This window comes from Shewanella sp. HL-SH5 (assembly GCF_051163755.1).
Classification (GTDB): Bacteria; Pseudomonadota; Gammaproteobacteria; order Enterobacterales; family Shewanellaceae; genus Shewanella; species Shewanella glacialimarina.
This window is the reverse complement of sequence record NZ_CP195038.1, coordinates 3,843,083-3,865,372: the sequence shown is the minus strand read 5'-3', so window position 1 is coordinate 3,865,372 and position 22,290 is coordinate 3,843,083. Positions and strand designations below refer to the sequence as shown.

Sequence of the window (22,290 nt, the reverse complement as noted above, 5' to 3'; positions counted from 1 at the left end):
TAGATAATCCTATTTTCTATACAGAACAGTTGAACATGTATAGATTTTGGCTATTGCTATAACCGAATACCGAGCAGCGATACATAGGTGGCTTTAATGCTATCGACATAACACCTCAAAATATTCACGATGTGTCGATAAAGTAAGCTTTTGTGAACATGTTTTCTTTACATGTCGATTGAATCGACATAAGCTCAGCGTAATCTCTTTATATGTCGAAAAAGGAAGGTTTTTTAAACATGGAATGGCAAGCTGAACAAGCATACAACCATTTGCCCCCTCTACCACTAGATGACAAGCTAGGGGAGTTGGCCGAAACCTTACCCATACTCAAGGCTTGTATTCCAGCTCGCGCCGCGCTTGCCGAGTTAAAGCAAGCGGGTGAGCTATTACCTAACCAAGGCTTGCTTATCAACTTGCTGCCACTGCTAGAGGCACAAGGCAGTAGCGAGATTGAAAACATTGTCACTACCACAGACAAACTGTTTCAATATGCTCAAGAAGACAGCCAAGCAGACCCCATGACCAAAGAGGCGCTTCGCTACCGTACAGCGCTTTACCAAGGCTTTACTCAGCTAACCAGCCGGCCGCTGTGTGTCACAACCGCATTAGAAATTTGCAGTACCATAAAATCGGTGCAGATGGACGTGCGTAAAGTACCAGGTACTAGCTTAACTAATCAGGCCACGGGGGAGGTTATTTACACTCCACCAGCAGGCGAGAGTATTATTCGTGACTTGCTAAGCAACTGGGAAGCCTTTTTACACAATCAAGATGATGTGGACCCGCTCATCAAGATGGCCATGGCTCACTACCAGTTTGAAGCCATCCACCCTTTTATCGACGGTAATGGCCGTACTGGGCGGGTGCTGAATATCCTCTATCTTATCGATCAGCAATTGCTAAGTGCGCCTATCTTGTACCTAAGCCGTTATATCGTCGCCAACAAGCAAGACTATTATCGTCTCTTGCTTAACGTGACCACCAAGCAAGAATGGCAACCTTGGATAATCTTCATGCTTAATGCCGTCGAGCAAACCGCTAAGTGGACCACCCACAAAATCGCCGCGGCCCGAGAGCTCATTGAACACACCACGGAATACGTTCGCCTGCAGTTACCCAAAATTTATAGCTATGAGCTGGTACAGGTGATTTTTGAGCAGCCCTATTGCCGCATACACAACTTAGTCGAGAGTGGCTTAGCAAAACGTCAAACCGCCTCTGTGTATTTAAAGCAGCTATGTGACATTGGGGTACTCGAAGAGGTGCAATCGGGCAAAGAGAAGCTATTTGTTCACCCTAAATTTGTCACCCTGATGACCAAAGACAGCAATCAGTTCAGCCGTTATTCATCAGATAATCAGCAATCCCCTATTCAGTCAGCGCCGCAACAGGCCTAAACGTAAAGAGCAAAATCCAATGAGCAACAACGACATTGTACAAAAACTGTGGAACCTGTGTGACGTACTCCGTGATGACGGCATTAACTATTCCGACTACGTGACTGAGCTAGTCTTGCTGCTGTTTATCAAAATGGTGCACGAGAACACCGAGGCGGGCTTACTTAATAAACATACCTTGCCAACAGGTTGCCGCTGGACCGACTTAAGCGACAAAGATGGCTTAAACCTGCTCGATGACTATAAGCGCATGTTGCTCACCTTATCCACAGGCAAAGACAGCGAGGGTAACACCCAACATGCAGACCCATTGATTTTAGCTATTTACGCCGATGCACAAACTCGCCTGCGTGAACCGCGCCACCTAAAGCAATTGATCAAATCACTTGACTCAATCGACTGGTTCAGCGCCCAGAAAGACGGCTTAGGTGATTTATATGAAGGTTTGTTAGAAAAAAATGCTAACGAGACTAAATCCGGTGCCGGCCAATACTTTACCCCGCGCGCCTTGATTGATTCCATGGTGCGAGTGATTAACCCACAAGCCGGTGAAGTCATTCAAGATCCCGCTGCAGGTACCGCAGGTTTCTTGATAGCCGCCGACAGCTTTATTAAAGCCAAGACTGATGATCATTTTGATTTAGATGCTAAGCAGGTCGAATTTCAAAAGAATAAGGCTTTTATCGGTGTCGAGCTGGTGCCATCGACTCGCCGTTTAGCACTAATGAACTGTTTACTCCATGGCATGGAAGGTGACGATGAAGGCGTGGTGCATTTAGGTAACTCATTAGGCCAAGTCGGCATGAGTTTACCCAAAGCCGATGTCATTTTAGCCAACCCGCCCTTTGGAACCAGCAAGGGCGGTGATGCCTCCATCACCCGTGATGATTTAACTTATCCCACCAGCAACAAACAGCTGGCGTTCTTACAGCACATTTACCGCAACTTAAAGCCAGGTGGCCGCGCCGCCGTAGTATTGCCTGATAACGTGTTATTTGAAGCGGGCGTAGGTACCGATGTGCGCCGCGACTTAATGAACAAGTGTAACTTGCACACTATTTTGCGTTTACCTACCGGCATCTTCTACGCCGCTGGTGTCAAAACTAACGTGCTCTTCTTCACCAAGGGATCAGAGGCCGACAAGCTACAAGAAGAAAATTGCACCACCAATACTTGGGTCTATGACTTACGTACCAACATGCCTAACTTTGGCAAACGCACCCCGTTTGGTGAACAACATCTCAAGCCATTTGAAGCGGTTTATGATCCTTCAAGTCATTCCCGCGAAGGCGGGAATCCAGATCTTTCAGCAAGAAAAGAAGGTGAATGGTCGTTTAACGCCGAAGAAGTGGAAGTCGAAAGCACTGACGTTAACAAGGGTGTAGACCCACGCTTAGCGCACAGTCGTTGGCGCGTCTTTAGCCGTGAATTTATACGAGACACTAAAGGTGACTCACTGGATATCTCATGGCTCAAAGACGCCAACAGCGTCGATGCCGCAGACTTAGGCACCCCAGAAGAACTGGCCGGTGAAGCCATGACAGAGCTTAAAGGCGCATTGGCCGATCTTGAGGCTTTGATGAGATCTCTGGGTGTAGAGCTGGATCAAGAGCAAGACGAAGAGTTAGATGCTGAGGTGAAGGGATGAGCAGTTTGATTCCTGAAGGGTGGATAAAAGCTTCTTTAAAAGAGGTTGGAAAAGTAACTTCAGGTAATGCATTTAAAAGTACTCAATTTGTATCTACAGGTGTGCCGGTTGTGAAAATCTCTAATATTCAATATGGTGAATATGTAGAGAAAAACCAAGAGTATCTGCCATTATCTTTCATTAATGAATTCTCGAATTTTCAAATCGGGAGTGGAGATTTATTGCTAGCACTTACTAGGCCGATAACCAATGGTCAATTAAAAGTGTGTAAGTACCCTAAAGATGCAAGCACAGCTCTTTTAAATCAACGTGTAGCAAAATTAGAAACCAGTAAATCATTAACTCAACAATTCTTTGAATATTACTTGAGGTCAAAATTGTTCTTAGAGCAAGTGGAAAATGGGCTATCTGAAACTTTACAACCTAATTTGTCACCCAATACACTAACAGATTTTATAGTACTGCTCCCCCCACTCGCCGAACAAAAAGTGATTGCCGACAAACTGGATGAGCTGCTGGCGCAGGTGGAAAGTACCAAAGCCCGCCTCGATGCCATCCCCGCCATCTTAAAATCGTTCCGCCAATCGCTCTTGGCAGCGGCAGTGAGTGGCAAATTGACGGAGGCGTGGCGTGGTGAAAATCAGATTATAGAAAACTCAAAAAGCTTAAAAATACGATGGCTATCTGAGCGAAGAAATAATTTTGAACAACTGCAAAAAGATTTGGTTTCTAACGGTACCATCAAGCGACCTCGCCAGTTTAAAGAACCCATTGCGCCAGATACTGAAACCGGTGAAGTTGATATTTCTTCTGAATGGGAATTAGTAAGTGTTTCTGAGTTTGCAGAATGCCTTGATAATATGAGGATTCCTGTAAAAAAAGAACAGAGAGAATCAGCACAAGGTCTTTATCCATACTTTGGTGCAAATGGTGAGGTGGATAAGGTTGATGAATATATCTTTGACGATGAACTAGTTATGGTTACCGAAGATGAAACTTTCTATGGACGAGTTAAACCTATTGCTTACCGATATAGTGGTAAGTGTTGGGTTAATAATCATGCACACGTACTGAAGGCTCCAAATAAAGTCGCTAGTGATTATTTATGTTACTCGCTAATGTATTACAAAATAATTCCTTGGCTATCAGGTACTACAGGTCGTGCAAAGTTGACTCAAGCTGCATTAAATAGTTTGCCTATAGGGCTTCCTCCTGAAATTGAACAAACCGAAATCGTCCGCCGTGTCGAAGAGCTATTCGCCTTAGCCGATAAAATAGAAGCCCAGGTCAATGCCGCGCAGCTACGGGTCAATAACCTAACCCAGTCGATACTCGCTAAAGCCTTCAGAGGTGAACTCACCGCCGATTGGCGCGCCGCAAACCCTGAACTCATTTGCGGCGATAACAGTGCACAGGCTTTGCTTGAGCGCATTAAAGCCGAACGTGAAGCGCTTACGAAAACAACTAAGAAGCCTGCTAAAAAAGCCAGTACTAAAAAGGTGAAAGCATGATTGAAGCCGATACAGAGTCAAATCGAGTCGGCCGTGAGCGCGGCTTTAGTGATTTTGTTGTATACGTGGATGAGAGCGGTGATCACAGCCTGACGTCTATCGATAAAGATTATCCTGTATTCGTCTTGGCCTTTTGTATTTTTTACAAAGGGCATTACTTAGCTAAAGTTGTCCCTGAATTACAACAGTTAAAGTTTGATTATTTTGGCCATGATTTAGTGATCTTGCACGAGCATGAAATCCGCAAAGAAAAAGGTGATTTTACACTCTTTAAAACCCGTGACGAGAAAAACGTTTTTATGGGGCGGTTAAGCAACATTATTGACAGCAGTAATTTTATTTTGGCTTCCTGTGTTATCGAAAAACATAAGATGCCAAATAAGGATGATGGCCAAAACCCATACCACATCGCCTTGAAACATTGCCTTGAAACATTGTTTGATTTTGTTACCGAAAAAGGTCAACAAACGCTTGAAACGCATGTGATTGTCGAGCGCCGTGGCGCCAAAGAAGATGATGAGCTTGAGTTAGAGTTTCGCCGCATCTGTGATGGTGACAATCGCTATCAAAAAGATTTGCCCTTTAAAATACGTATGGCAGCTAAAACCAGTAATTCCGCAGGCTTACAATTAGCGGATTTAGTGGCAAGGCCTATTGGCAGGCACGTGATTAACCCCGCACAAGCTAACCAAGCTTTTGATGTATTACGAGCTAAGTTTTACTGCGAAGGTGGGCGTAAAATGGTGGGTAATGGTTATGACCAGTGGGGGTTGAAGCATTTCCCTTAGTTGCAGACTCTTATTTATCAAACGCCAGATAGCGAAAAACCCCGATGAAACTCACCAAGGTTTTGACGCCGACCGGGTACTCCCAATCCACTTAGCCTAAGTATAGTCGAATCGATTGCATGTTATCAATAAGCTAGACAAAAAATAAAACACAATACGGCACAATACGGCACAATACGATACAACCAGAGGTTAGATATAATCATTATGATTGACGTTATTAACCAGATTACAGATAAAAATGAGCCTTTAGGCAAAGGCATTTAACTGTGCAAGGCAATTGGGTGGCAGGCTATTTAGCTCAAGTCGGTATTAATTCGGCTAGCGCTTTAATTTTATCAATATTGTTTTACAGGGGCATTCAATGTCTATAATTACCTCTACTCAGTATAAAGCGGCGCTAAATTATGCTCTGAAAGTGCAACAAGGAGTATTTTCACTGACTATTGCCGCAGAACAGCTTGCAGCTGAAGAGTTAATTGGATCTGGTTCAGCTAAAGATTACTTAGTTGTACTTAGGGCGATGCTCAATGGAAGTATCTATAAGCGCACCATTAAAATTGATGCTTATAGCTATTATCTGGAGAAATTTTATCAAACATTAGCTGCAAATGATTTTGGCAGAGTGATTCAGGCAATTGAGCTTCATCTTGATTATTATTCGGAACTAGGTAAAGGCAATCAACCGTCGGTTAGAGCACTGGTGAACACCTATAAAGCCAAACTAGCTTCACAAGCCGCAAGCCCTATCTATCCTGATGAAGTCTTTAAGCTGCCTACAGAGTTTACTGAAGGAGCAGTAAGACAAGTTACTATCAATGCCTATGAGCGGAATTCCGAAGCAAGAACGGTTTGTATCGCCAAGCTCGGTGCCATTTGCCAAGTGTGTGACTTTGATTTTGAAAAGACCTATGGCGAAATAGGTAAAGGCTTTATCCATGTGCACCATAAAGTTGATTTAGCCACGATTGGTGAAAGCTATCAAGTTGACCCGATTAACGACCTTATCCCCGTTTGTCCGAATTGCCACGCCATGCTTCATACGGAAAAGCCTGCGATGGATATTGAGACGTTAAGACAGATAATCCAAGACAACGCCTTATTCTAAATTTACACTCCCCTAATTCAACAACCAAGTTGCTTGAGAACATCAAAGCCATTTATTAGCAGTAGGTTACACATTGTCATCAAAGCCGTCAGCGCAAACAATTAAGCACAGTTGGTTTGGCCATTTTTATAGGGGCAAGCCAAATGCTGTGGTTCTCACCGAGAAAGGCATTACATTTTATCGTGCTCAGGGGCAGTTTTTAGCTAAGTTCGGTTCAGTTAAAGAGCCACCAGCTGAAGTGAGTTTTTTATGGCAACAATTAGATTGCCCACCGAAGTTTAGTTTTAGTCCTTTAGGTTATCTGCTTGGATTTACTGTTTCAGGTAAGGCTTATCAAGTCCTTTTTCTCAGCTATTTTGCTCGAAAACATTTTGAGAATGACATAGCGCAACGTTGGGCTACCCACAATGCTCAACAATTGGATAATCTGGTGGCGAGGGTTGAGTTAACACTTTCTAGGGAATATTTGCGTCAATCGCGCTTGGAGATGATGCAGGCGAGAATCGATCGTGAATATCGGCGTTGGTTCCCTTGGTGTGAAAATATGCCATTGGCGAATGATATAAACGCAGCGTTAGCCAAATTACAGAAGATGTATAGCTGGAACAAAGCAGACATCGAACAGCTGCGTGAAAACTATGTAAAAGCTCAGCTATTCAAGTTTGCAGATTTTTTTGAACATGTTGAATCTAAGCCTCTGACTGAGATGCAGCAACGAGCTTGTGTGATTGATGATAACAATAACTTGCTATTAGCAGGGGCTGGTACGGGTAAAACTAGCGTAATGGTGGGCCGTGCAGGCTATTTAATTAACAGTGGTCAGGCACAAACCGATGAAATATTACTGCTTGCTTACGGCAGAAAAGCGGCTGATGAAATGGACGAGCGCATAAAGGAGAAGCTTGATACCGATGACATTAAAGCAAGCACTTTTCATAGTTTAGGTTTAAGAATTATTGCTCAAGTCGAAGGCAAATCACCGAGCCTATCGCCTTGGGCTGAGGATGAAAAAGCGAAAGACAGCTGGGTACAAAGCACGCTTGAAACATTGATTGAAGACGGAGCCTATCGTAAGCAGCTGTTTGAGTACTTCAGTCAATATTATTATGTTGAAAAAAGCCCTTTTGATTTTGATTCTCAGGGTGAGTATTTTCAATACCTTAATGACAATGATATCCGCACCCTTAAAGGGGAGCGGGTAAAAAGCTTTGGCGAGCTATACATTGCAAACTGGCTATTCAGTCATGGCATTGAATACAAATATGAAGCTAAGTATGAGCACGATGTAAGCACGGTTGATTTTAGTCAATATCAACCAGACTTTTATTTACCTGACTACGGGGTTTACATCGAGTATTACGGCATTGATGAAGATGATCGTACAGCCGCTTATATCGATAACCAGCAATATTTGGAGTCGATGGCGTGGAAGCGCCAATTGCATAACGAGCATGAAACAGTTTGCCTTGAACTATTTTACTATCAGCATAAAAAAGGTCAGCTTACTCATAAGCTTGAGCACGCTATTCATGCGTTAGATATTAAAGTGTCTCCGCTACCTGATGAAGCAATACTAGCGACACTTAATGAACTTGGTCGTGTTACTGAGTTAGCCAAATTGTTCAGTAAGCTAATTGGCTTGTACAAATCAGCTTGTCTTGATAATCATGAACTAGAAATGGTGTTTAGCAATGCCGCAGATGCGAAGCAGACCCGTAAGGCATTTGAGTTACTAGAGCCCATATTAAATCGTTACCAACAGCAATTGTTAGCATCTGGCGATATCGATTTTGAAGACATGATAGGCAAAGCATTAGGCTATATCCAACAAGGGCAATTTCTTAGTCCATGGCGCTATATCATGGTGGATGAATTTCAAGATATCTCAGAGCCTAGGGCTCGGTTAGTCAAAGCATTACGGGACTCTTGCTTACCTGGGGGCAAACCCAAAGCATCATTGTTTTGCGTGGGTGATGATTGGCAGGCAATTTATCGATTTAGCGGAGCAGATGTCAGTTTAACCACTCAGTTTACTGAATATTTCGGCCCGACAGCTAAAACGTATTTAGACGAAACATTCCGATTTAACAATAGCATTGGTGATGTCGCGACACAGTTTGTGACCAAAAACCCTGTGCAGCTGAAAAAAGACATTCGCTCCAATTCAAAAGTTGATTACCCCGCGGTGTCATTGATACGACGAGGCGCACAAGAGCCTGCCAATCAAGATGAACCAAGCCTCAATGCACTTGAACAGGCTTTGAATGCGATTAACAAGCGTGTTGAAAAGGTTGAGGATGAACTTAGCACTAAGTCAAAAGCCCAGCCTGTTGTGTATCTGCTGGCGCGCTTCTGGTTTCAACTACCCGACAACGTTGAACTAAAGCAGTTAAACAGACGATATCCAAAGCTGACTATCGAATGCCAGTCTTTTCATGCCTCAAAAGGTAAAGAGGCTGATTATGTGGTGATCATGGGGATGCAAACGGGCAAAAATGGTTTCCCGTCGATGAAAGTGACCCCTCCCATACTTGATGCGTTTTTACCTAAGGCAGAGGCATTTGAATTTGCAGAAGAGCGCCGCTTATTTTACGTGGCATTAACTCGGGCAAAACACCGAGCATACGTGCTTGCTGATATGACTGACGTGAGTCCATTTGTGATCGAATTGCTTAAAGAAAACTATGTCATTAAGAAAGATGAATTCAACACCTCTTTGGTGCAACAAATTTTTGAGGACATAAGCTGTGTGCGCTGTACTACAGGTACGCTGAAACCCAGAGTTGGCAACTTCAAATCGTTCTTCTCATGCTCCCATTTCCCTTTGTGTGCTCATAAAGAGGAGGGATGTGAGCTTTGCGGTGGCCCAATGACACGTAAACGGTTTACCGGCTTTAAGGTATGCCTTAATGATTCTTGTGGCCATACAGCGCCGGTTTGCAGTGTTTGTGGTGGCGATATGAAATTAAGAACGGGCCCTTATGGTGAGTTCTGGGGCTGCAACAACTATAGAAGGGATGCACTTAACAGTTGCAGTAATAAAATCAACAAGCTAGCTGCCACCAGCTTACTAGAACAATCGAAATTATGACGGATTATAAATGACAATCTTGGTGGTAGTTTTTATTGCGTCACAATAAGGTGAGCTTTGAGTGGGCTCCGCTAGCAAATAAAGCTTTTGCATAGACTGGTAGCTGTTTATTCTGCTAAAGCCTGTAACGTTTTAATGCGTTTTTTTAATTCACGCATATTGTCGCTTTGTTTTACCTTACCAGTGTAGAACATGCCTTTCTTGCGCAAGCTGCTAGCGTCCCAATTTAGATGTTGTTGATGCTGTGCATTGCTGAGCAAGCATTGATTAAAAAAAGGTGTTGGGTATACAGGTGTGTGGACATGAAAGTAAAGGTGCTTGCTGCCAATATCTTTATAGTATTGATCTAAGGCTGACTGAATAAGCATGAGAGCGTCAACGTTTTCATATTCAGCAATGTAGTATTTGAGCGTTTCTAACTCGACTCTGAATTCTGCAACAATTGCCATCGCGTCCGTGTAAGCAGATTTCTGGTGACTGTCGCTTAGTTTTGCTAGGTTGATATATGCAGTGATTGCACTTTCAGCCTGTTGCTTGGTGATTTTTAGCTTAAAATGGTTGTCTATAAACCAAGTGAATGAACTTAGTAATGGATTAAGCCTGACCTTTAATTTCCCCTCCTTTGTTTTTGCCCCCGTCGAGCGTCCACCGTGCAGTTTGCATCGCCCATTAGCCTTATTGCCATATCGTTTACAGGGTTTTCCTGAGCGCGTTTTAGCGCCACATAGGGGTAAGTCTTGAAGGTTAAACTTAGTCATCAATACTCCTGTTTTTACTGTTCATAATAGTGATCACTTTTAGTAACGGTTCGGTTCATGGGCTTTGTTTGGTATTTTCTAAATTATTATTTCGACTTTTTAGGTTGAAAACCGATAAACCTTAGAGCATGTGTGTTTCAGAGTGTGCGCTCAAGTTTGGTGTTCGGTCACCTTTTTTCTAGTTGGGTTTTAGTGCCAGTGCTAGGTTATCGGTTCATGGACTGCTAATTCATTTAAAGTGATCAGTGATCATTAGTTAAGTCGAACATAGTGAATCTCATCATGGCATGTAGATGCCCCAAAAAGTGGTTTTGGGCTTAAATGTGCTAATGACGACGTTCTAGTGGCAATGCATTGTTGAAGCTGCACAGCGAGCGATTGAGTAGTAAACCAAGCATGTTTCGTTTTTATATTTGGCTTGTCGCTCGGAGACTTTTGCTTGTGAGTAGCATGATAAGCCTGTATTCGACGGTTGCGCTGGAATGTGATGTATGGGTCCACCAGCAATATATCTAACTGCTCGTCAAAGGTTGATGCAGCTTTGAGTTTGTTGCTTAGCAAAGAACGTGCTTTACCGTTCAGCTCTTTTGTTGCTTCCTTTGCCAGATAGCTGAGTCGATAAATTGTTTGTTTAAGGGAGGCTTTATTACCACGTAGCATTATATTGAATGGGTAATCTACTAGAGCCACTGAACCACCTAGTTTTTCCCAGTCGGACTGTAAAAGGCTAAGTAGTTTTTTAGGGTGTTGGATCTTATGCCCGCTAAGCATTAATGCTAAATGGTAATGCTGTTTGTATGATTGGTGTTGTTCACGCGCGCATAGATACTGGATTTTGCAATTATAGCGTTTACTGAGTTTGTTAACTTGTTCGGTCAGGAATTGGCAGATCTCTTTGTTATCTGCTGAATAGCCCTTAGGATGCAAATCAACCCTAACGGAAAATACTTTGCTGTAATGGCTTAGCATGGTTTCACAGCTAGCAATAACCTGTGTTACGAGTTTTGGCTTCAATGTTTTACTTTTAGGCTTATAAACACTGTAAGCGTGGTTCTTGTAGGCGACTAATGTTGAGTTATGTTTTGTTATACAGAAAGACATGATTATTCTCGTTAATTTGCAATTCAGTGTTGCTGGGCCGTTATAGTATTTAATATCCGCTGTAACGACAGATGCCAATCTACTTGTTTTTACCTGCATTGCTGGGTTTGCGCTTGATTAGGGCTGAAAGTAGCAGTTAATTAAGTGGGTCAAACTGTGTCACAACAGTCGAATAAAAAGCAGGTATATAACCTGCTTTGCATACCATTGCGTTATTGGGGGAGCCATGCACGGATATCTTTAAATAACCAGCATGGGCGACCACTTTCAATGACTGACGGGCTAGGAAACTGACCCGCTTTGATTCTTCGGCCTAATGTTGAGCGGCTTACGTCTAGTAATCGCTGTATTTCAGGCTTTCTAACCAGTCTGTGTGCATCAATGAAAAGGGCCAGTTGATCGTCGTTACTCTTAGTCATTGTTATTATCCTGCCGCGCTGATGGGTTGACGTGTAGATACCCAATCGGTTAATTCGGATAGTAACCATCCAACTGAAGTGCTTTGTGGGTAAAGCTGTCTGCGTTTAGGAAATAGCCCTTTACGTTCTAATGACCATGCTGTGGTGCGTGAAATGGAGGTAATCTTTTTGCGTTCTGCTTCGCGTACTATGCGGTCAGGTAAAGTTTGATTTAATGTAGTCATAGTCACTCTCGTTTAAGTTAGTTCGAGAGCGATTTTGTAGGGGTTCTTATTCTTTAAAGGATAGCTGGCTCAGCCAACTACCCTTTATTATTAGACAATACTAATTGATGTAATGGACGAATTTTTGTTTGAAGTTGTTAAAAGGTATTGTTTGGTAAGGTGTTTTTTGAGCACCAACCCAAGATTGCTCAATAGAAAATTTTTTCTTTATATCGTTGATAATTGGATTTAGCATGCTTTTGAACTTATCAGAGTTAAAATCTTTGGGGTAACTGATTTTATTCTCTACACATAGCCTTTCAATGTGCCTTATTACGAGGATTGGCGGATAAGGGTGATTAGCTTGATCGCTATAAAAGTCTTCTAAAATGAACTCTGTTAGCCTAATGGCATTGAGATATTTTTTGAAAAAGGCTTTATGAGATTTCTTCTGAGCTGACTTTAACGATGTTAGCCCTCTATTCAGTAGGTCTTCATGCTCGACCTCATAATTATATTGTCCGATTAGGTACATTAGTTTGTGATGACAAGATGCGTATTCATCAGCCAGTGACTGTTTTTCTATATCATTCATTCTTTCGCTATTGGTAACATATTCTGTTTGTAAATCATCTAATACCATGTGTAGGTTATGTATTTCTCCTAAGCTGGTATTGATTAAATTTAGATTTTTATCAGCGTTGCAATCACTAACAATGGACAATTGCTGTAGAGGCGCACCTTTATTTATTAGCGTTATAAGCTGTTCACTCAGGGTACGTGTGAATAGTGTGGACATGATGTCATGGTTATCAGGTCGAAACGTTAAATCGATTTTAGTCTTCATATAATTTTAATACCTGTAACGGGTTGAATTATGCACGTTTAATAAAAGGCGTTATTGTGTTGTGAGCATCATTGATGGCAGGGGCAATTAGATTAGATAAGTTCTCCAATGCCTCTCTCCGCTCATCCAAATAGTCATGTTGGTTGTATGTACCCTCTATGCCTTTTAATTTATGGTTGAGGCAGCGTTCAGCTACATGAGGCAGTACATTAATGCTAGCAAGTAGTGTCCGACATGTTCTACGTAAATCATGGATCGTGAAGTGCTCGATTCCAGCTTGACCTAATAAGTTGTCATAGGGTTCCTTATTGCTATCCACTTTTTTACCAAACACTTTTGCTAGGGCATGGTTTAAGGTGTCGCTAGATATGTAACCTCTGCGCTTACTTGCGCGACGTGATGGGAAAACGAATTCAGATCCACCAGCTCTAACATGAAGTTCCTTAAGCCAGTTGATAGTTGCTGTTGGTAGGGGGATGGTAATTGCTACCCCTGTTTTACTTCGGTCTTTTGGCATGTGCCAAAGCTGTTTATCAAACTCAAACTCTTGCCACTTAGCGGCTATCAACTCCCCTTTTCTAACACCCAATGAAAGTAATAATGCAATCGCTAAATAATTGTCTCTGGTGAAAATATGGCTGTTGTTTCGCAATACATTAAATAGGCTAACCACCTCAGCGATTTTAAGTGCTCGAACACGGCTTTTCTCAACGCCACCAGCATCATTAGGTTTGAAAGCTGCCGCAGGGTTACCAGTGATAAGGTCTAACTTACAGGCATGATTAAAAAGCTGTTTACAGCATAAAAGTGTTTTATTGGAAACTGTAGGGCGGTTGCTGGTGGCCACTTTATGAATGATGGCCCGAATGTCGCGAGCATTGACATCAGCAACTCTAAGTTGGCCTATGGTGGGCTTAATTTCTTTCGTATACATTCGCAGTGGTATTTCGTCATGCTTTAAGCGTGAGGCTGTTGTTTGATACCAATCGGCAAAAAGGTCATTAACAGTGATGATGGTTTCTTGCTGCTGGCGTTCCCTTTCGGCCAGTGAGTCTATACCTTGCTTAGCTAATAGCTTTACTTTTGCGGCTTCAGCCTTTGCCTCTACCAAAGGCATGGCAGGGTAGGTGCCACCTTCAATCATCATTGAGCGCCTTTTGCCATTAACGCTGTATCTTACTTCCCAATATGCGGTGCCTTCCGTCTGCACTCTAATGTACAGGCCACCTCCTGCGGCTCTGCGTCCAAGCTCTTTAGTTTTTATAAAAGCCTTTATTTGTTTATCATTCATTCGCTTAAGTCCAAATTGGTGACTAATCTGACATAAAAGTGGGACTAATTAGTTTAGTCACCATTTTAGTCCCACTTTTTATGAAACAATAGCAAACAATATGAAACAAGTAAAAACAACTTAAAAATAAAAAACCCTGTTATAACAGATGTTATAACAGGGTTTTAGTGAGCTGTAGTAAGGGATTTAAAGTCTATTCAATGTTTTGGATCTGCTCGCGCATTTGCTCTATCAAAACTTTAAGCTCTACTGCTGCAGAAGTGATTTCTGCGCTAATTGATTTTGAGGCTAAAGTATTTGATTCGCGGTTAAACTCTTGCATCATAAAGTCTAAACGACGGCCTTCACTGCCGCCTTTTTTAAGGATTCTGCGGGCTTCGGTCACATGCGCTTCAAGGCGATCCATCTCTTCAGCCACATCTTGCTTCTGAGCCAGCAATACCATTTCTTGCTCAATTCGTGCCGGGTCTAATTCACCTTGAATTTCGGCTAAGCGATTAGTCAGTTTTTCACGCTGATACAGCATAACAGTAGGCATGTGGTCGCGGACCACTTTGATTTGCTCGGTCACGCCGTCTAAACGACTTAGTAGCATATCTTTTATCGCTGAACCTTCACGGCCGCGGGCTTCAATGAATTGGTCGATGGCGCTGTCAAAGGCGGTCATCAGTTCGCTGCCTATGCTGTCCATATCTTGCTCTGCTGAAGCTAACACGCCAGGCCAGCGTAGCACGTCGGTAAGGCTTAGTTCGCCTTGTCCGGCTTCTTGTTTTAGCCAATTGGCTGCATTAAGTAATTGTTTGGCTAAATCTTGATTTAACTGCAATGCGTTTGTGCTGTTGTCGGCTAGTTCATAACGTAGGTTTACTTCCACTTTACCGCGATTTAAACGTTTACGCAGGCGATCACGTAGCACGGGCTCAAAGCTACGGAATTGTTCTGGCAAGCGTAGGTAGGTCTCTAAATAACGCTGATTGACTGAACGAATTTCCCATGAGGCTGTGCCCCAGTCTGCTTTATGCTCGATACGAGCGTAGGCTGTCATGCTTTGGATCATGAAGTGTCCTATATGATATTAACCAAATTGATTTTCGATTATAGCGGTTTTATCACAAGGGGTTAAAGGATTCGTTCACACAATGTCGCCTTTACATGGCATATGTAAGCTTATGCGACTATAATATTGTCCCAAATTAAATACGAATTCGACTACAGGACTTTTCATGCGCCCAAGCAATCGTACACCCGCTCAAACTCGCCCTATTACTATTACCCGTAACTTTACTGCCCATGCGGAAGGTTCGGTATTGGTTGAGTTTGGTGATACTAAAGTACTTTGTACCGCTAGCTTTACTGAAGGTGTACCGCGCTTTTTGAAAGGCCAAGGACAAGGTTGGGTAACGGCTGAATACGGTATGTTACCGCGTTCGACCCATAGCCGTATGGACCGTGAAGCGGCTCGTGGTAAGCAGTCTGGTCGTACACAAGAAATTCAACGCTTAATCGGTCGTTCATTACGTGCTGCAGTTGATATGAAGCTGTTAGGCGAAAATACTCTCGTTATCGATTGTGATGTGATTCAAGCTGATGGCGGCACGCGTACTGCTGCTATTACTGGTGCCTGTGTGGCATTGGTTGATGCGCTTAACTGGGCGCGTGGTAAAGGCATTATTAAAGCTAACCCGCTTAAGTTTTTAATTGCAGCAGTAAGTGTCGGTATTTATAAAGGCGAAGCGATCAGTGATTTAGAATACATTGAAGACAGTGCTGCTGAAACCGACATGAATGTTGTGATGACTGAAACGGGCAAAATTATTGAAATTCAAGGTACTGCAGAAGGTGAGCCATTTAGCCACGAAGAGTTACTAGAATTGCTTGGCTTAGCTAAAAACAGTATTCGTGAAATTGTCGATGTACAGAAAGCGGCATTAAGTTAATATGCTGTTGAAAAATTAGGACCTTTGGTGGTCCTTTTTTTAATCTAAAATTTGATTGTAGAGGAATGAAAGTGAAAGCTTATCAACGTGAGTTTATTGAATTTGCCTTAGAACGCCAAGTATTACGCTTTGGTGAGTTCACCTTAAAATCTGGCCGTACTAGCCCGTACTTTTTCAATGCTGGATTGTTTAATACAGGCAAGGATTTAGCCCGTTTGGGACGTTTTTACGCCGCTGCATTAATTGATTCTGCTATTGAATTTGATTTGTTGTTTGGCCCGGCTTATAAAGGCATTCCTATTGCAACAACTACAGCAGTCGCCCTTTGTGATCATCATGATGTGGATATTCCTTATTGTTTTAACCGTAAAGAAGCAAAAACTCACGGTGAAGGTGGCAGCCTGGTTGGCAGTGAGCTTAGAGGTAAGGTGATGCTGGTTGATGATGTGATCACCGCTGGTACCGCTATTCGTGAGTCGATGGAAATTATTAATGCCCACAATGCCCAACTTGCTGGTGTGTTGATTGCACTAGATCGTCAAGAAAAAGGTAAGGGCGAGCTGTCGGCGATTCAAGAAGTTGAACGCGATTTTGGTTGTCAGATTGTATCGATTATTAAATTAGCCGATTTAATCAGTTATTTGTCTGAAAAGTCGGGCATGGAAACCGAGCTAGCTTCGGTGAGCGCCTATCGTCAGCAGTACGGGATTTAATTGGTACTGATGAGTTAGTTTCAGTTTAAGCATAAAAAAGCTGCGCAATAGTCATATTGCTGCAGCTTTTTTATTGGAATATTTATCACAATAGGTAATTGTTGTGGCTATTTAACTTGATGCAAAAACTCAGCACGGGTAGCCGGATTTGACTTGAAAATACCCCCTAATGCGGTGGTGGTGGTTGAACTTGTTGAATCCATTACGCCACGGGATTTAACGCAGTAATGCACCGCATCGACTTTTACCGCAACATCTTTGGTTTCAAGCAAGGTTTGTAATGCCACTAACACTTGTTGGGTTAAACGCTCTTGTACCTGTGGTCGCTGGGAAAAAAATCGCACTATACGATTAATTTTTGATAAGCCGATAATCTTGGTGCGTGGTAAGTAAGCAACGGTAGCAAAGCCATCTATGGTGACTAAGTGGTGCTCACAGGTGCTGGTTAAACTGATGTCTTGCACCCGCACCATTTCATCAACGCCCATTTTGTTTTCAATGACGGTGATTTTGGGGAAATTCTCGTAATCAAGGCCTGAAAAAATCTCATCGACATACATTTTTGCAATTCGACGTGGGGTGTCGGCTAGGCTGTCATCCGTCAAATCTAACGACATCAAGGTTAGAATTTCACGCATGTGATGCTCAATTTTAACCTTACGTTCTTCAGGTGTAGAGGTTTGTGGCAGCATAGGGGTTTCAAGCCCTCTATCAGCTAATGCGGCTTGAACTTTCTTGGCTGTTTCAGATAGTGCCATCATATTCTCCTACAACAAGTACCACTAAAGTGTACGTTAAAAATGAGGGAGCTGCTCACTGCAGCTGGATAGGGATGATAACGTGGTTTGGACTAAATTAATATTGCTGGCATAAAAAAGCCGACCCTTTTAGTCAGGTATCGGCTTTTGATGAGAAACTTTTTTGAAAAAGAGGCTAAATATCTAGGTTATCTTTTAGGAACTTAAGCATTTTTTGGTAGTATTTTGCACGGTGACTATCATTATAAAAACCATGGCCTTCGTCGTCCATGACTAGCTTTTCGTATGGATAATTTATGGCCTTCAAGCTTCTTTCAAGTGATTCAAGTTGTTCTATCGGCGCTCGTTTATCTTCACCGCCATGAACTAGCATCAGTTTTGCTTTTAATTTATCGACGTTAGCTGATGGCGACATGGCTTTTAGCGCCGACGGATTCTGTCCTAGTACTTGTTTAAGAAAGCTAGTGCCGGAGCGAGAGTCGGCAATATCCCCTTCGTTAAACATCAATTCGAGATCATATATCCCAGCAAAACCTATTGCACACTTGAATAAATCGGGTGCGAGTATAGAACTTTGCAATGCGCTATAGCCACCAAAGCTGCCGCCTACAATACAAATTCTGTTTTTATCTGCCATACCTTGTTCAATAAGATACTTTGTACCATCAATGATGTCATATTGAGTGTTTGAGCCCCATTGCTGGTAACCAGCTTCTTCAAAAGCAAGCCCATAGCCACCTGAACCTCTAAAGTTGATTTGCAGTACAGCCATTCCTTCGTGTGCTAACATTTGGTTTTGAGGATCGAACCCCCACCAGTCACGTACACCATGCGGTCCACCATGTGGATTAACCACTAATGGTAAGTCTTTCGTTTGTTTGCCATTTGGTACTGTTAAATAGCCATTAATCGTTTGGCCATTTCTATTAGTAAAAGTGATAGGTTTTACTTCAGCCATTAAGTCTGGATCAAGCCAAGATTTGTTTGAGACTAAATACTCGAGTTTTAATTTTTCAGCATCAAATAGATAAAAATCACCCGGATTACGATCATTAAATGCTTTAATTATAAATTTCTTACCATCCTCTGTTTCACTGACGATATGTACTTGGTGTCCTGGTAGCGAGGCTATAAGCTGTTTTAATAATTTACTGTGTGAATCATCTTGATCAACAAAAGCATATGTTGGATAGCCATTTTCAAACTCAACAGCATAAAGCTTTTGGGTTGAGTTGTTTTTCCAAAAATGACTTGGATCGACTTTTTCATCTTGAATGATTTTTTGCAGCTCGCCCGTTTCAAGATTAATTTTATAAACCCCCATAGTTTCAGTACCGTTTCTGCCAACGGCATAAATCGAGGTATCATTTTCTGCAAATGAAACAGGGGAAAACTCGGACAAATTAATGTTTAACTTACTGCTGTCAATCCAATCGCCATCATTTCTGTAGAATAATTTTGTTTCGTTATTTTTATCTTCGCCTGAAACAAATTTCACTTCACCTTTGAGGTTGGTTAGAAATCGCGAACCGCCTATGGGGGCCAATGTCAGTTTTTTTCGACTGCCAGTATAAACATTAACACGATAAACAACCTGTTTTGTTTCAGTAAATTCATCTAAAGATATAAACCCGCCTGAAGACATGCCTGCCCACGGCACCGCATTGACGAGCATGTATTTATTATCATGTGTCATCGGATCAAGAATGTATGCAGTCGCTTCGATAGAGGTGTTCTTTTTGATATGGGAACCTGTTTGCATTTGTCCGCTATTGTGGCCAAACAAATACATGCTTTTTGAGCCATCGGCATTGATGGCAAAAAGTTCACCATAGTAGATAGGATGATCTTGCCAGCCTTTTAAGTATTCTTTGGCTAATACAATGCGCTCATTATTCACCCATTGGTAATCGCCCACTTGTGCATTCTCACCAAAATGGACGGTATTGAGTAATTTTTTTGAGTCTGACGCCATGACAACCAGCACATTTTTACCTTCAAAACTTGTAATGGCGCTTAGGTAATCTCCAGTTGGAGATATTTTGACATTGCTATATTGGCTCCCTTTGCTGAATAATTCGGCAGAATTATTACTTAAAGCAAAAGGTGAAGTAAAAATTAATAAAAGTAGAAAAAAATAATGGTTTTTCATATTCATCCTTGAGTAACACTAGTCCCGTAAGTTATTGAGATATATCTTACTTTAATAATCAGATTGACCTAATTCTATAGCTGTTTTTTAATTAGGTAAAGACCCTTTAATCAGCACGTTGCACTTTGGTTGTTAGGGTTAACTTCTTAATAGCTGTTGCTGAATAAACGTCCATTGTTCGTCAAAGTGCAGTGTTGGTTTTTGCTTAAACTCACTGCGAACAAATTGCGAAATTCGTCCTTCAGCAAAGGCTAGTAGCAGATTGGCTAAAACGGCTTCATCCAAATTAAATCCACGACCTTCACGGACTGTTTTTTCACGCAGAATTTGTTTAATTTGAGTTTCTATTTTAGCAAAAAGCACGCTTATTCTGCTGCGTAGACGCTCGTTCTCACCTAGTAATGCATCTCCATTTAGCACACGTGAAATACCTGGATTACGCTCAGAAAATACCAATAAAAGGTGCAATACTAATTGGCAGCGTTTCATAGTGTCTTTCTCTTCATCCATTATGATGTTTAAGCGAGATAAAAGCGCATCTTCGATAAATTCAATTAACCCTTCAAACATGCGTGCCTTACTTGGAAAGTGGCGATAAAGTGCCGCTTCTGACACGCCGACTTCGGCAGCGAGTTTGGCTGTGGTTATGCGTTGACCTGGGCTGGTTTCTAACATTTGAGCTAAACATTGTAAAATGTGTTCACGACGATTGATTTTAGGGCTTTCCGCCATTCTTATGTTCCTTGACTCAGTGACTGCAAGTTGGGTTATTTGGTGCCAGAATGACCAAATCCACCTTCACCACGATCCGAGTGATTAAATTCATCTACTAGTGTAAATTGCGCCTGTACTATAGGTACAAATACCAGTTGTGCTAAACGATCGCCGATTTCTATCGTAAAAGATGCCGAGCCTCGATTCCAACAAGACACCATTAATGGACCTTGGTAATCAGAATCAATTAAACCGACTAAATTACCTAATACAATGCCGTGTTTGTGACCTAATCCCGAGCGTGGCAATATGATTGCAGCAAGGCTTGGGTCAGCAACATGAATTGCTATACCTGTTGGAATTAATACGGTTTCACCCGCGGCAATTTCCATCGTGGTGTCTATCATCGCACGTAAGTCCATACCAGCGCTGCCAGGTGTGGTATAGGCGGGCAGTGGGAACTCACTACCAATACGTGAATCTAAAATTTTTAGTTCAATAGGTGTTTTCATGTTGTCGGTAATTGTTGATTGATTAAAGTCAGCAGTTGGCGCGCTAACGAGAGTTTATCTGTTGCGGGTAATGAATGTTGCCCATCATGCCAAAATACCTGTAGTGCATTATTATCGGCATTAAAGCCTAGGCCTTGAATAGACACATCATTAGCGGCAATCATATCTAACTTTTTACGCTCAAGTTTACCGCGGGCATATTGTTCAATATTATTAGTTTCTGCCGCAAATCCAACGGTAAAGGGTTTATTGGCTAACGCTGCAACATTGGCGAGTATATCTGGGTTTTGCACCATAGACAGTTGCATTTTATCTGCCGACTTTTTCATTTTTTCAGTTGCGATGTCTGCAATTCGGTAATCCGCCACAGCGGCACAACCAATAAAAATATCTTGCTGGCTAATATTTGCCATAACCGCAGCTAGCATTTGCTCCGCTGATTCTATATCGATACGGCTGACATTGGCTGGGGTAGCCAAATTAACTGGACCACTAACAAGTGTGACTTCAGCACCCATTTCTGTCGCTGCTTGTGCTAAAGCAAAGCCCATTTTTCCCGAGCTATGGTTGGAAATATATCTTACAGGATCAATCGCTTCACGGGTGGGACCTGCTGTTAATAGCAATTTTTTACCCGCGAGCAGCTTTGGTGCAAAAAATTGAACCAATTGCTCTGCTATGGTTAATGGCTCAAGCATGCGTCCTGGGCCGACTTCACCGCAGGCCTGGCTACCGGACGCTGGTCCCCAAAGGGTAAAGTCTTTTCTAGCTAAATTAGCGATATTTTCTTGTGTAGCGATATTTTGATACATCTGCTGATTCATTGCAGGACAAATGATCACCGGTGCGCTAGTTGCCAAGCAGGTCGTGGTCAGTAAATCATCTGCCATGCCAGCATTAATGCGGGCAAGTAAGTTTGCTGTGGTAGGTGCAAGCAGTACAACATCAGCCCAGCGCGCTAATTCAATATGTCCCATAGCGGCTTCCGCAGCTGGGTCAAGTAAATCAGCCGCTACGGGATGACCTGATAAGGCCTGAATGGTTAAAGGAGTAATGAACTCCATCGCGCTTTGAGTCATGATAACTCGCACATCAGCGCCACGCTCTTTTAAGCGGCGAATAAGGTCGGCACTTTTATATGCCGCAATGCCACCGCCAATACCTAATAACACTTTCTTATCTGTCAGCATGGGTAAAAATTCGCTTCAAATCGTAATGCGGCTAACGATACCACAAAGCAATCAAAAGTGGGTGAAGATCCATTATCAAAATATTCGACCATACTGTGATGACAATAAATTATTTGAACAGATTTTATTCGATTAAAAACAAGGAATGT

At 42.3% G+C, this 22,290-nt stretch carries 20 protein-coding genes; 8 read left to right on the top strand and 12 right to left on the bottom strand.

Features of this window, described 5'->3' with window-relative positions:
- The first annotated feature begins 239 nt into the window (after nt 1-239).
- From fic to ACRWQM_RS16870, 6 genes are all read left to right on the top strand, one after another.
- Nucleotides 240-1,400: a protein adenylyltransferase Fic gene (fic, locus tag ACRWQM_RS16895; RefSeq protein WP_434930711.1), complete on the top strand. Its 1,161-nt coding sequence runs from the start codon at nt 240-242 to the stop codon at nt 1,398-1,400.
- 19 nt (nt 1,401-1,419) lie between these two features.
- Nucleotides 1,420-3,048: an N-6 DNA methylase gene (locus ACRWQM_RS16890; RefSeq protein WP_434930710.1), complete on the top strand. Its 1,629-nt coding sequence runs from the start codon at nt 1,420-1,422 to the stop codon at nt 3,046-3,048.
- Nucleotides 3,045-4,559: a restriction endonuclease subunit S gene (locus tag ACRWQM_RS16885; protein WP_434930709.1), complete on the top strand. Its 1,515-nt coding sequence runs from the start codon at nt 3,045-3,047 to the stop codon at nt 4,557-4,559. Before ACRWQM_RS16890 ends, ACRWQM_RS16885 begins: the two co-directional genes overlap by 4 nt.
- Nucleotides 4,556-5,347: a DUF3800 domain-containing protein gene (locus ACRWQM_RS16880; protein WP_434930708.1), complete on the top strand. Its 792-nt coding sequence runs from the start codon at nt 4,556-4,558 to the stop codon at nt 5,345-5,347. The genes ACRWQM_RS16885 and ACRWQM_RS16880 overlap by 4 nt, the downstream gene beginning before the upstream one ends.
- 364 nt (nt 5,348-5,711) lie before the next feature.
- The gene (locus ACRWQM_RS16875) at nt 5,712-6,455 is read left to right on the top strand and encodes an HNH endonuclease (protein ID WP_434930707.1); all 744 of its coding nucleotides are present in this window, start codon (nt 5,712-5,714) and stop codon (nt 6,453-6,455) included.
- A gap of 73 nt (nt 6,456-6,528) precedes the next feature.
- A complete protein-coding gene (locus ACRWQM_RS16870) occupies nt 6,529-9,546 on the top strand; it encodes a UvrD-helicase domain-containing protein (protein WP_434930706.1) in 3,018 nt (1,005 codons plus the stop codon).
- Between the two features lie 107 nt (nt 9,547-9,653).
- Here the strand turns inward: ACRWQM_RS16870 and ACRWQM_RS16865 are convergent, their stop codons facing one another.
- The 7 genes from ACRWQM_RS16865 to ACRWQM_RS16835 form a co-directional block, all read right to left on the bottom strand.
- Nucleotides 9,654-10,304 (bottom strand): HGGxSTG domain-containing protein, encoded by a 651-nt coding sequence (locus tag ACRWQM_RS16865; RefSeq protein WP_434930705.1) that lies wholly within the window; start codon nt 10,302-10,304, stop codon nt 9,654-9,656.
- A gap of 252 nt (nt 10,305-10,556) precedes the next feature.
- Nucleotides 10,557-11,504, bottom strand: coding sequence for a YagK/YfjJ domain-containing protein (locus ACRWQM_RS16860; protein WP_434930704.1), 948 nt, complete (start codon nt 11,502-11,504; stop codon nt 10,557-10,559).
- A gap of 113 nt (nt 11,505-11,617) precedes the next feature.
- Entirely contained in the window at nt 11,618-11,824 is a 207-nt protein-coding gene (locus tag ACRWQM_RS16855) for a helix-turn-helix transcriptional regulator (RefSeq protein ID WP_434930703.1), read from the bottom strand.
- A gap of 5 nt (nt 11,825-11,829) precedes the next feature.
- Nucleotides 11,830-12,048, bottom strand: a complete 219-nt coding sequence (locus ACRWQM_RS16850) for a helix-turn-helix transcriptional regulator (protein WP_434930702.1) — start codon at nt 12,046-12,048, stop codon at nt 11,830-11,832.
- Nucleotides 12,049-12,148: 100 nt separating this feature from the next.
- Nucleotides 12,149-12,874, bottom strand: coding sequence for a hypothetical protein (locus ACRWQM_RS16845; protein WP_434930701.1), 726 nt, complete (start codon nt 12,872-12,874; stop codon nt 12,149-12,151).
- A 28-nt stretch (nt 12,875-12,902) separates the two neighbouring features.
- Nucleotides 12,903-14,165 (bottom strand): tyrosine-type recombinase/integrase, encoded by a 1,263-nt coding sequence (locus ACRWQM_RS16840; RefSeq protein ID WP_434930700.1) that lies wholly within the window; start codon nt 14,163-14,165, stop codon nt 12,903-12,905.
- A gap of 193 nt (nt 14,166-14,358) precedes the next feature.
- Nucleotides 14,359-15,222, bottom strand: a complete 864-nt coding sequence (locus ACRWQM_RS16835; protein WP_434930699.1) for a YicC/YloC family endoribonuclease — start codon at nt 15,220-15,222, stop codon at nt 14,359-14,361.
- Nucleotides 15,223-15,388: 166 nt separating this feature from the next.
- Between ACRWQM_RS16835 and rph the strand changes: the two genes are divergently transcribed.
- On the top strand, nt 15,389-16,102 hold the full coding sequence (gene rph / locus ACRWQM_RS16830; RefSeq protein ID WP_226411819.1) for a ribonuclease PH: 714 nt from the start codon (nt 15,389-15,391) through the stop codon (nt 16,100-16,102).
- A gap of 71 nt (nt 16,103-16,173) precedes the next feature.
- The gene (pyrE, locus tag ACRWQM_RS16825) at nt 16,174-16,815 is read left to right on the top strand and encodes an orotate phosphoribosyltransferase (RefSeq protein ID WP_434927879.1); all 642 of its coding nucleotides are present in this window, start codon (nt 16,174-16,176) and stop codon (nt 16,813-16,815) included.
- 107 nt (nt 16,816-16,922) lie between these two features.
- Here pyrE and folE read toward each other — a convergent pair whose 3' ends face one another.
- From folE to coaBC, 5 genes are all read right to left on the bottom strand, one after another.
- On the bottom strand, nt 16,923-17,573 hold the full coding sequence (folE, locus tag ACRWQM_RS16820) for a GTP cyclohydrolase I FolE (RefSeq protein ID WP_226411815.1): 651 nt from the start codon (nt 17,571-17,573) through the stop codon (nt 16,923-16,925).
- 175 nt (nt 17,574-17,748) lie between these two features.
- Entirely contained in the window at nt 17,749-19,725 is a 1,977-nt protein-coding gene (locus ACRWQM_RS16815; protein WP_434930698.1) for an alpha/beta hydrolase family protein, read from the bottom strand.
- Nucleotides 19,726-19,863: 138 nt separating this feature from the next.
- Nucleotides 19,864-20,457 (bottom strand): nucleoid occlusion factor SlmA, encoded by a 594-nt coding sequence (gene slmA, locus ACRWQM_RS16810; RefSeq protein WP_226411811.1) that lies wholly within the window; start codon nt 20,455-20,457, stop codon nt 19,864-19,866.
- Nucleotides 20,458-20,492: 35 nt separating this feature from the next.
- A complete protein-coding gene (dut, locus tag ACRWQM_RS16805; protein WP_434927882.1) occupies nt 20,493-20,951 on the bottom strand; it encodes a dUTP diphosphatase in 459 nt (152 codons plus the stop codon).
- Entirely contained in the window at nt 20,948-22,141 is a 1,194-nt protein-coding gene (gene coaBC, locus ACRWQM_RS16800) for a bifunctional phosphopantothenoylcysteine decarboxylase/phosphopantothenate--cysteine ligase CoaBC (protein WP_434927884.1), read from the bottom strand. The genes dut and coaBC overlap by 4 nt, the downstream gene beginning before the upstream one ends.
- Nucleotides 22,142-22,290 lie beyond the last annotated feature (149 nt).